The following is a 10,508-nucleotide window of genomic DNA, read 5'->3' on the forward strand; positions in this document are numbered from 1 at the left end:
CACACGGCGGCGCCCGCCCATGCGATCCGGGCAGCCCAGCGCGAGAAGGAAGACAGCCTCGTCTGACGCACCGACGGGATGGAGAGGACGACGGCGGGACGTGAACCGCAACACCTGACGGGTGCTGGTGCTGTCGGCCCTTCCTCATGAACGCCGGCGGCGGACGCGTTTGCGCTTCCTGGGCCCCGTCTCTTCGACGAGGCGCCAGGCAACCATGTCGAGGGCGCGTAGCGGAGCCCGGACGGCCGCAAAAAAGAGGGTGTGCACAATGTGCACACCCTGGGCTTCGGATCGGGTCGTACTAGTGCCGGACTGGGCCGGATTGCGGAAGTTTTCGGGGGAGTGGCGGAAAATCAAGTACTGGAACCCGGCTCGAGTCCCACCTCGGGCACAGTGTTTCCGCAGGTCAGGGGCTTTTTGGTGCTTTTTTCGTGTGGACAGTGTCCACACTCTCGGCCCTGATCTGATGTTCCGGGTGCGTGGGGTACCGGATAGACCTATTCGGTTGTGGGGAGCGGCTAGCTACGGCTGGCCGGGTCCCGCCCTGTGGGGTCTCTGCTGTGAGTTCATCCTGGTTCGTCCTTCCGTTGGGTTTTCGCGTTCACCACTTCATGGTGGCTGGGACCGTTTACAACATGATTTGCTGATTATTCTTTAGATCGCGCCAGGGTTACGGCCGGTCCGGAATTTCCGCTCAGATAATTGTTCATGCAGGAATGCGGGGGGAACTGCATGACATGGCAACTGATCCGGAGCAGATCATTTGGTCGCTGAGCCTTGCCAGTCGCTAGGCGGGGCTGATTTCGCCGGGTGGGACTTGCTCCCAGGGTATTCGAGGAGGACAGCGGCAATTCCTGGCTGCGTAGCCAGGGCTTCCTTGATCTGGCCTAGGTTGTACGCCTCGACGGGGTCAGCGGTGGATGGCTTGCTCCAGCGTCTCCGGGGCGACTAGGTACGTAAGGAGCGCCACCTCGGCGAAAAGCGTGTCACGGTACGACTCCAACGAGTGATTGGTCGTCCGGCCGGTACTGACCTGCTGGGCGAAATTGCGACGGTGGGTGATGCCGAATTCTGGGAGCGGCCGAGTTTCCATGCACCTCATGTGTGCGGAGATGTGTGCCACGGTCCCCGCTAGTGCCACCAGAGCCTAGCGACGCCACGGGCGGTACGAGTGGCGACCAGTATCGAGGCAGCTACGAGGAAAGCTGAACTGAGTCGAGCGACACTGTAGCCGTGGCCGCGCAGAGACGTCGCCCAGCGAATGGCGTAGACGACGTTCGCGATGAAATAGGGGATCGATCCGACCGCGTAGAAAAACGACAGCATGATGCCAAAGCCGACTCCGCGAAGCACTCCGGGCTCATATGGCTATGTCAACTATTTCTGGCCCCGGCGGGACGCGCATATCCGGCCCCACTTGAAGGTACTTCCGCAGGGTGGATTGTTGATCGGATTCAGGCGGGTTCGCGGCCGAGGATGAGGGAACGTTTGAGGTAGTCGTAGAGCCCGTCCATGATCGGCCCGCAAGCGGCCAGTGTCTGTTCATCGTTCAGGGTCATGGACAGTCCGCGGATGATGTTGTCCAGGCCGGGGGCGGCGGGGGAGTCGAAGCGTTCGTCGTCGATGTCGGCTTCGTGGATGATTTCGGCCAGTTTCCAGAGGACGGGATCCTGGATCTCGTAGCGGCGCAGCATGGTTTCGAAGGTGCAGTCGTGGCCGTGGTGGGTCAGGTCCACGCCGGGCATGTCGAAGGGCATGGCGTCGGAGGGGACCTCGGCGGGGTCCACCACGAAGATGAACTCGCAGGCGTTGTCGATGTTCCTGCGGATCAGCCATGCGCAGGCGGCCCGGTCAACGTGGACGCCGGTGCGGGTGGCCCATTTCATGACTGTCCTTCCGCAGTGTTCATGGTGTGGGCGGGAAGCTCCGCGGTGGTGAGGGCAGTGACGGCTGCGTGGGCGGCGTCCCGTTCCAGGGGCGGGAAGTAATCGCGCCGGCCGATCCGGCGCAGCTCGGCCCGGAGCCGCTTCACGGCTTTGGCCCTCCCGGGTGCATCCAGCGCCGCGTCTGCGCGTGCGGCAGCCATGACATCCTCGTATTCCCGGGCACGGTCCGCGGCCATCCCCGCCGCGATCTCTCGCTCCTGCCCCAGGGACGCAGGCTGGCTTAACCACAAACCGGCGGTACCGCCGGCCTCTCTGACCTGGTCTGCGATCCAGTCGAAGTGCTCCCTGGTGCGGGAGTCGGCCGGGAGGGCCACGAGTCCGTCTCCGAGCTGGGCGACGCCGAGGGTCTGCAGCCGCCGCCAGACCGCCACCCGCGGCGCGGACGGGACGCGGGGCATCCGGTAGGTCAACAGGACCCAGACCCCGGGTATCAACGCTTCGCTCTTCACATGAGTATTGTAACCGTGGTTACCTTGAACTGGTATGGTCAGGCCGGACGTGCGGTGCACGCGGCTTTCGAGGCTTCAGGAGAAGACATGATTTCGCTTGTGCTCATTGTGATCTCAGCGATTATCGCGGCGGCCGCGGTGGCCCTTGCCTGCCGGTATGCCCGCTGGCCGACTGCGGATCTTGTCGCCGCCGCGGTGGGCACGCTGCTGGCCGTCATCGCCTGGCGGGTCCTGGCCAATGCGATGTCCCTGAACGAGGACTTCATGCCCGCCGTCAGCGTGGGGGACGCGGTGTGCCTGATTGCCGGGGCCCTGCCGCCGGCCGTCGTTGCCTCCGCTGACAGGGAACTGCCGCGCCGGGCCCTCCCCGCGCTGGCCGGGGGTCTGGTCGCCTTCATCACCAACGTCATCATCCTCTGAACGGAACGGAGACAGCCATGGGACTGACATCACGCAGGCCGGCGAAGACAGCGTTGATCGCCGCAGGACTGCTGGCCCTGCTGCCGGCGTTCGTGACCGGCTGCTCAAGTCCGGCCCCGGCGTCGTCGCTGCCCTTGACCCAGGTCCAGGACATCGCCCTGCCCGGCGCGGCGAGCAGGCTCGACTACCAGGCCCTCGACGCAGGAGCGAAGCGGCTTTACATCGCCCACCTCGGAGACGGCACCGTCCACGCCGTCGATCTCGCCACCGGCACGGTGGCGGGGACCGTGCCGGGAATACCCTCGGTTCACGGCGTCACCCTCGCGCCCGACCGGCACCGTCTCCTGGCGGCCGTCTCGGGAACGAACGAGGTCGCGATCATCGACACCAACACCCTCGCAGTTACCGCGCGGGTCCCGGCTGGGAACACCCCGGACGGGATCGCCTACGACCCGGTCCACGGCAAGGCCTACGTTTCCAACGAACACGACCACGCCGAAACGGTGATCGATCTCGCCACGAACACGGCCAAGTCCCCGGTCGAGATCGGCGGGGAGGCGGGCAACAGCGTCTACGACCCGACCAGCGGGATGGTCCTGGTCAATGTCCAGGACCGCAACGAACTCGCCATCATCGACCCGGCCATCGACGCGGTCACCGGCAGGATCCCTGTCCCGGACTGCGCCAGCAACCACGGCCTCTATGTCGACGGGGCAAAGAAGCTCGCGTTCATCGCCTGCGAGGGCGGCGCGAAGCTCCTGGTCCTGGATCTGGACACCAAACAGGTCACCGCACGGTTTGACGCCGGCGACGGCCCAGACGTGCTGGCCTTCGATCAGGGACTGCACCGCCTCTACGTCGCCTCGGAGTCCGGTACCGTCAGCATCTTCGACGAACAGAACCGCACCCTGACGCCCAAGGCCTCCGGCAAACTCGCCAACAACGCCCACACCGTCGAAGTAGACCAGGCCACCCACCGGGTCTACTTCCCGCTGGAAAACATCGACGGCCACCCGGTGCTGCGCATCATGGACGCCAAGCAATGAACCCCGGCGACGGACCGGACCGCGGCGCGGCCGGGGGCGAGAGTTCCGAACCGGCCATAGCGTCGGTGCCGTTCCGCCATTTCGTCCTGTACTTCCTGCATCTGGGCACGACCGGGTTCGGCGGCCCGATCGCCACCGTGGGCTACATGCAGCGGGACCTTGTCGAGAAGCGCTGCTGGATGGGACGAAAGGATTTCCTCGACGGCGTCGCCCTGGGCCAGGCCATGCCCGGGCCCCTCGCCGCCCAGGTCGCCATGTGGGTCGGCTACCTGAACCGCGGCCCTTGGGGTGCACTGTCAGTCGCGGCCGCGTTCATCGGGCCGGCCTTCATCATCGTGATCGCGGTCGGCGCCCTGTACGTCCGGTTCTCGGGCCTGCCGCTGGTCCAGTCCCTGTTCTACGGGATCGCCCCGGCGGTCATGGGAATCATCACCATCGCCGGCTATAAACTGCTCAAACTCACCGACCGGCGTGATCTGCGGCTCTGGGGCATCAGCGCCGCGGTCTTCGCCGTCACCGCCCTGACCGGCCCGGAACCCGTGCCCCTGATCCTCGCCGCCGGGATCATGATGCTTCTCCTCGATGCCCGGCCCTCCTCCCTGCGTTGGCCCGGGTCGCGCAATCCCAAACGGCCCCCGAACGCCGGGGGTGGCTCGACCCTGCATTCCTTGTCCCCGGCGCTTCTCCTGCCAGCCCTCCTCGGGCCCGCAGCGGGGGCCGGAACTCTGCTGGCCCTGGGACTGTTCTTCCTGCAGACCGGCGCCCTGGTGTTCGGCTCCGGCCTGGCCATCGTTCCGCTGCTGCGCGACGGCATCGTTGCCCAGCACCACTGGCTCACCCAAGGCCAATTCCTGGACGCCGTCGCCATGGGCCTGATCACGCCGGGCCCGGTCGTCATCACCGCCGGCTTCATCGGCTACCTCATCGCCGGATTCCCCGGGGCCGTCACCGCCACCGTGGCGATTTTTACCCCGATCTACCTCGCTGTGGTCATCCCGGGCCGGTGGTTCATCCGCCACCGGGACAACAGGCAGGTCAAGGCCTTCGTCGCTGGCGCCACCGCAGCGGCCGCCGGCGCCCTCTCCGGCGCCGTGGTCGTCCTGACCCGCGAAGCCGTCACCGACTGGACCACCGCAGCCATCGCGATAGTGTCCCTCGGACTGTTGTGGCGCTTCAAAATCAACGAACCCTACATCGTCATCGCCGCCGGAATCCTGGGCGTCCTGCTGCACCGATAATGGTCACGCCCCTGCCGGGCAGCGCCGGAACCGGGGTCGGTCAGTCGTGGGAGGGTTCGCCGGTGACTTCGTGGTCATTGTGGTTCAGGCCTTCCATGACGAGCCGGGTCAGGTGCCCGTCCGTGAGGCTGTAGATGACGTGACGGCTGTGCTTCTGCGTGGTGACCAGGCCGCTGAAGCGCAGCTTGGCCAGGTGCTGGCTGACCGAGGTGCGGGACGCCCCGGTTTGCTCCACGAGGGTGCCAACGTCGGAGGGCTCGAGGGCCAGGAGCCAGAGCAGGTGCAGCCGGGTGGGGTCCGAGAGCATCCGGAACGTGGCCGTGGCCGCCTCCAGCCGGCGGGAGTCCGGCGCTTCGGGGTGGTGGAGACTTGGCACCGGAATGCGTTGGGCATCTTTCACCGGTTCAGCCTTTCATGGTCTCCGGTACGGGACCGGTCCTGGATGCCGCGGGCCAGAACCGGAACGCCGCAACAGTACTGATCGTAGCCACGATGGCCAGAACGGCGGCCGCCATGGGCTGGCCGGCGGCGGCGCCGATCCAGCCGGCAACGGGGTAGGTGATGATGAAGCAGGCATGGGAGAGGGAGAACTGGGCGGTGAAGATGTAGGACCGGGTACTGTCCGTTGCCGCCCGGCGCAACAGCCGGGCCGAGGGGGTGTTGATCATCGAGGTTCCGGCGCCGAGTACCACCCACAGGCCCAGCAGCACCGGCCAGGTCCCGGGCACGGCCAGCAGGGCGAATGCCCCGGCCAGACCGACGGACAGCAGCACGGCACCGGCGCGCATGAGGACCCGGTCCGGCATCCGGTCCAGGACCCTGGGCGCAGTCAGCGCAACGAGCATCGACCCCGCACCGAAACAGGCCAGAGCGATCGCGACGTCGGCGTTGGAACCGCCAAACATGTCCCGCGCGTAGACGACCGTGTTCACCAGCACCAGGGCGGTAGCGGCCGCCACGGCAAGATTCAGGGCCATCAAGGCCCGCAGTTCCTTGGTCTTCGCGAAAATCCGCGTGCCCAGGGTGGCCCGGTGCCACAGCGTCCCTTCCTGCTTCACGCCAGCGGCCCGCGGCAGCCTGGTCGTGACCACCAGGGCGGCGGAGAACAGGAACCCGGCCACGGTACCGAGAAACAGATCGTGGAAAGACAGAACCGTCAGGAGAGCCGCGGCCAGCGCGGGGCTGACCAGCGACTCCAGGTCGTAGGCGAGACGCGAGAGCGAAAGCGCCCGGGTGTACTGCCGCTCGTCAGGAAGGATCACCGGGATCAGGGACTGGAACGCCGGGGTGAAGGTAGCCGAGGCGCTCTGCAGCACGAACACCAGGACATAGATCTGCCACGCCTGATCCACCATAGGCAGCATCAGTGCGATACCCGCGCGGATCAGGTCCGCCCCGACCAGCACCGCCTTCCTCGGCAGACGCTCCACCAGAGCAGCCATCACCGGGGCAACGAACACATAGGCGAGCATCTTGATCGTCAGCGCCGTCCCCAGAACGGCACCGGCCTGACCCCCGGCCAGATCAAAGGCCAGCAGGCCCAACGCCACCGTCAGCAGCCCGGTGCCCAGCAGCGCCACGATCTGGGCCGAAAACAGCTTCCGGTAGGCCGGAACGGCCAGAACTTCAATCAAAAGGGACTCCTCGGAACCAAACACGAATACATCAATGCGTGCTTACATACGCAGTTATCAGGCCAGTACATGCCTGTCATTTTCAGGAGTCGTCTGCGACCGCCGTCCTGGCGCGACGGTGCCCGCTTCCTTACCTTGGGGCAACAGCCGTCATGTTGATCACTGCCGCCTGGCCGTCGGTAAAGAATCCGTCTCCGGTGGCGTTGTGGCCGAGTTGGGCGTCAACGACGTGCACGAAACGTGGGGTTTTGATGTTCAGCGATTGGAGAATGAAGCCCCTTTCCGCGTCGACGTTGGGGTCGATGTGGTGGGTGGGCAATCCTGACTTCGTTCCGATCCCGATGCCCTTGTCGAAGCTGGCGGTGGCGACCCAGACAGGCTGTCCGTCCAGGGTAAAGCTGGTCTTCCAGAGCCTGGTGTGGTGCCGTTGCACGAGGGTGTTCGCGTCGGTAGGTTTTTCGAAGGCGACGGTCTCAGGCTCGGAATTCAGGTAGGACGGCGTGACGGGTGCGGTCAGGTACTGCTCGTTCCGCAGCGCCACCAGAACGGCCCGCAGGGTATTCCCCGGGGTGGAGGGATCGGCCTTGAACCACCCGGCCCGGATGAAGGCCTCCTCAATGCGGGCCTCATCGCCGAGGTAGACGAAGTTGATCGGTTCCATCCTCGCCCCGGTCAGTGTTTCGCTGTAAACGGGCAATTGCCGGACTCCATCGGCATCCAGTGATGGAAGGATCCGGGACTGTGATTGGGCCTGGACTTCCGTCAGGGGCGTGACGGCTGCACCCACGGTCACGGCAAGGAGAGCGGCTGCGGCGGCTGCGATGAGAAGCGGGCCTTTGGCCGCAGGGCCGACCGACACCCGCTTCGCGAGGTGGAATCGATCGGTGATTTTCACGGCTGTGATGAGCAGGGACAGGAAGAACAGGCCCAGAGCCAGGCCACCCAGCACGTCGCTCGGATATTCGACGCCAAGGTATATCCGGCTCAGACCAACCAGCACTATGCCCGTGACCGCGACCAGAAGAATCAGCAGCCGGAGTGCACCTGATCTAGCGACGCGAACCAGAAGGTAGGCCACGAGCCCGGACACGACCGTTGCCGTCAGCGTAGATCCGCTGGGGAAACTGAACCTGTTCCCCATCAGCAACCCCAACGACCGGTCCGGACCGGGGCGACGGATCAGCGCACCTGCCAGGGTATGGCCGGCGGCGCTGACCAGGAAGGCCCCGGCAAGGAGAACCGGCAGCCAGCGTTGCTGCGGCCGCCACGACGCAACGGCCAGAACGATAAGAAAGACCAGGAACGACACCGGACCGGCGGCAAAGGTCACGACGCTGAAGACAGCGTTCTGATCCGGCGAGCGGATGTGCGGCACCAGATTAAGGATCCGCTCATCCAGAGCCGCAAACGATGTCCGGAGCGCCACGGCACGGGTGATGTTCGCAAAAAGCAACGTGCTGGCAACGGCGGCAGCGACGCCGGCCGTCAGAACCAGTCCCCAGGGACTTTCCCGGGAGAACCTCTGGCCGACCCGCCGGGTCATCCGGGGATAACGCCGGCGCTGAGACTCGACATGTGGATTGGTCAGCGCACCCTGCCACGCTGAGATCAGGATGGAGAGCGTGATCTTCAGCGGCGTATGGAGCACCATGACGAGACTGTAGGCGAAGGAGATAATCAGCAGCAGCTGCACACCCAAGGCCGTGGCAAAAATAAACGGGATACCCACGACATCGAAAGTGTTCAGCGCGTAAGCGTTCATCGCGGTCAGGACGATGACAACAGCCAGGGCCGCCGCGTAGCGCCTGGTGCGAATTTCAGTCATCCGGGCCCTCGTCTCTGTGTCCGTTTCACTCGTGCGAAGCGGAAGCTGCATGTGGTCGGCGTTCCGTCGTACCAGCCACGCTACACACCTGACGGAAGCCCGCCGGAACCTGGATGCGGCGGAGTGCGGATCGGTGTGAAAGAATCTACGTATGGATGCGGATAACAAGATTTGCGGGCGCGAGCCTGACAGCCAGTTCGTGGAACTCGCGGTGGAGGTTTTTGGGATGCTTGCCGACGCGACGCGGATACGCATTATCCTTGCGCTGCGTGATGGTGAGCTGCCTGTTAACCAGCTGGCCGATCTCGTGCATAAGTCTCCGGCTTCCGTCTCCCAGCACTTGGCCAAGATGCGCCTTGGCCGGCTGGTGACGACGCGCCAGGAAGGAACCAGGGTGTACTACCGCCTGGAGAACGAACATGCACGCCAGCTCGTTGCCGACGCGATCTTCCAGGCCGAACATTCCCTTGGCGGTACTCCCCGTCACCACCACACCGAAAGCGCGGATAACCATTGAGCACCCCCCCCGCGACCACGAGCACGGGCACGCCAGTACGGACGGTCACGGCCACGAAGCCGATCACGGCCACGACCACGAGCACGGGCACGGGCATGAGCACGGGCATTCCCATGAGCACCCCACGGGAATCAAAGGGTTCTTCTATGGGTTGTTCGTTCCGCATACCCACGATGCCGCCGATTCCATCGATGACGCACTCGAGGCGAGTACGCACGGAATCCGGGCGGTGAAAATCAGTCTGTTCATCCTGTTGGGAACGACCATTCTCCAGTTCATCGTCGTGCTCTTCAGCGGCTCGGTGGCGCTCCTCGCAGACACGATCCACAACTTCTCGGATGCCCTGACGGCGGTGCCGTTGTGGATCGCGTTCATTCTTGCCCGTAGGGGCGCCACGCGGCGCTACAACTACGGGTTCGGCCGGGCCGAGGACCTCGCCGGCCTCTTCATCGTGGGCGTCGTGGCGCTCTCGGCCGTCGTTGCGGCGTGGCAGTCCATCGACCGGCTCATCCACCCCCAGCCCCTCACCAACCTGGGGTGGGTCGCCGTCGCAGGTCTGATCGGTTTTGCCGGCAACGAGGCCGTTGCCATCTACCGGATCCGCATCGGCCGGAAGATCGGCTCCGCGGCACTGGTCGCCGACGGCGTGCACGCCCGGATGGACGGGTTCACCTCCCTGGCCGTGGTCCTGGGCGTGATCGGCGTGTGGGCCGGGTTCCCGCTGGCGGACCCGATCGTGGGCCTTCTGATCGCCGCGGCCATCATCGTTCTCCTCTGGGGAACCATTAAGAGCATCGGCCGGCGCCTGATGGACGGCATTGAACCCGACCTCCTGGACCGCGCAGGCTCAGCTTTGGCCGGAACCCCCGGTGTCCTCAGCGTCTCCGCGCTTCAGCTGCGCTGGGTCGGCCACCGGCTCCAGGGCAATGCCGCCATCGTCGTCGCCGACATGACCCTCACAGCGGCGGAACAGATCGTGCTGGCCGCCGAGCACAGACTCGGCCACGCCCTGCCGAATCTGGACACCATGTCCATCCGAACCACCCCCGCACCGGTCCCCGCCCTCGACAATGAGGCCGGCGGCCACCCGGACCGCCGCCACCAACACAAATGACCGGCGGCCCTGGATGCAGAACATAACCGTCGCCCAATCACTCCTGGTCAGAGTCCCGGGGCACGGAAGCTTCACCGTGACGGCTGACGCGGCCGCCATGATCGAGGTGTTCGGCGGACGTCTCCACTGCTACCAAGGCAGCGGAGGGTGCCGGAAACAGGGGCTGTATTTCTCACGGACCGAACCGAAGAAGCCCCTCCAATGCGCGATCGAGCACCCGGACCCCGGCGAAACGGGATCTGAGCTGCTGCGGAGATTTCGGACAGCGGATTGAATGGATTCTTCTACGCTGCCAAGGCTGGCTGTTGATAACCATAGT

At 65.3% G+C, this 10,508-nt stretch carries 10 protein-coding genes; 5 read left to right on the forward strand and 5 right to left on the reverse strand.

Annotated features, from left to right (window positions below; genetic code table 11):
- Positions 1-1,454 precede the first annotated feature (1,454 nt).
- Positions 1,455-1,886 carry a chromate resistance protein ChrB domain-containing protein gene (locus BJQ90_RS06685; protein ID WP_226759516.1) on the reverse strand — a complete coding sequence of 144 codons (432 nt, stop codon included), beginning with the start codon at positions 1,884-1,886 and terminating at the stop codon, positions 1,455-1,457.
- The gene (locus BJQ90_RS06690; RefSeq protein ID WP_226759517.1) at positions 1,883-2,395 is read right to left on the reverse strand and encodes a Chromate resistance protein ChrB; all 513 of its coding nucleotides are present in this window, start codon (positions 2,393-2,395) and stop codon (positions 1,883-1,885) included. The genes BJQ90_RS06685 and BJQ90_RS06690 overlap by 4 nt, the downstream gene beginning before the upstream one ends.
- An 87-nt stretch (positions 2,396-2,482) precedes the next feature.
- On the opposite strand from BJQ90_RS06690, the gene BJQ90_RS06695 reads away from it, so the two are divergent.
- Genes BJQ90_RS06695 through chrA form a run of 3 tightly spaced genes read left to right on the forward strand, consistent with a single transcriptional unit; the run spans position 2,483 to position 5,099 of the window.
- Positions 2,483-2,815, forward strand: a complete 333-nt coding sequence (locus BJQ90_RS06695; protein WP_226759518.1) for a hypothetical protein — start codon at positions 2,483-2,485, stop codon at positions 2,813-2,815.
- Positions 2,816-2,832: 17 nt separating this feature from the next.
- Positions 2,833-3,861, forward strand: a complete 1,029-nt coding sequence (locus BJQ90_RS06700) for a YncE family protein (protein ID WP_226759519.1) — start codon at positions 2,833-2,835, stop codon at positions 3,859-3,861.
- Positions 3,858-5,099, forward strand: a complete 1,242-nt coding sequence (gene chrA, locus BJQ90_RS06705) for a chromate efflux transporter (protein ID WP_226759520.1) — start codon at positions 3,858-3,860, stop codon at positions 5,097-5,099. The genes BJQ90_RS06700 and chrA overlap by 4 nt, the downstream gene beginning before the upstream one ends.
- Positions 5,100-5,139: 40 nt before the next feature.
- Here the strand turns inward: chrA and BJQ90_RS06710 are convergent, their stop codons facing one another.
- The 3 genes from BJQ90_RS06710 to BJQ90_RS06720 form a co-directional block, all read right to left on the reverse strand.
- A complete protein-coding gene (locus BJQ90_RS06710) occupies positions 5,140-5,499 on the reverse strand; it encodes an ArsR/SmtB family transcription factor (protein ID WP_226759521.1) in 360 nt (119 codons plus the stop codon).
- A 4-nt stretch (positions 5,500-5,503) separates the two neighbouring features.
- On the reverse strand, positions 5,504-6,733 hold the full coding sequence (locus tag BJQ90_RS06715; protein ID WP_226759522.1) for an MFS transporter: 1,230 nt from the start codon (positions 6,731-6,733) through the stop codon (positions 5,504-5,506).
- 130 nt (positions 6,734-6,863) lie between these two features.
- Positions 6,864-8,558 (reverse strand): LssY C-terminal domain-containing protein, encoded by a 1,695-nt coding sequence (locus BJQ90_RS06720; protein ID WP_226759523.1) that lies wholly within the window; start codon positions 8,556-8,558, stop codon positions 6,864-6,866.
- A 151-nt stretch (positions 8,559-8,709) separates the two neighbouring features.
- On the opposite strand from BJQ90_RS06720, the gene BJQ90_RS06725 reads away from it, so the two are divergent.
- Both BJQ90_RS06725 and BJQ90_RS06730 read left to right on the forward strand, forming a co-directional pair.
- Positions 8,710-9,075: an ArsR/SmtB family transcription factor gene (locus BJQ90_RS06725; RefSeq protein ID WP_226759524.1), complete on the forward strand. Its 366-nt coding sequence runs from the start codon at positions 8,710-8,712 to the stop codon at positions 9,073-9,075.
- A 151-nt stretch (positions 9,076-9,226) separates the two neighbouring features.
- Positions 9,227-10,189 carry a cation diffusion facilitator family transporter gene (locus BJQ90_RS06730; protein ID WP_264197028.1) on the forward strand — a complete coding sequence of 321 codons (963 nt, stop codon included), beginning with the start codon at positions 9,227-9,229 and terminating at the stop codon, positions 10,187-10,189.
- Positions 10,190-10,508: the final 319 nt, after the last annotated feature.

The organism is Arthrobacter sp. SO3 (assembly GCF_020532825.1).
Taxonomy (GTDB): Bacteria; Actinomycetota; Actinomycetes; order Actinomycetales; family Micrococcaceae; genus Arthrobacter.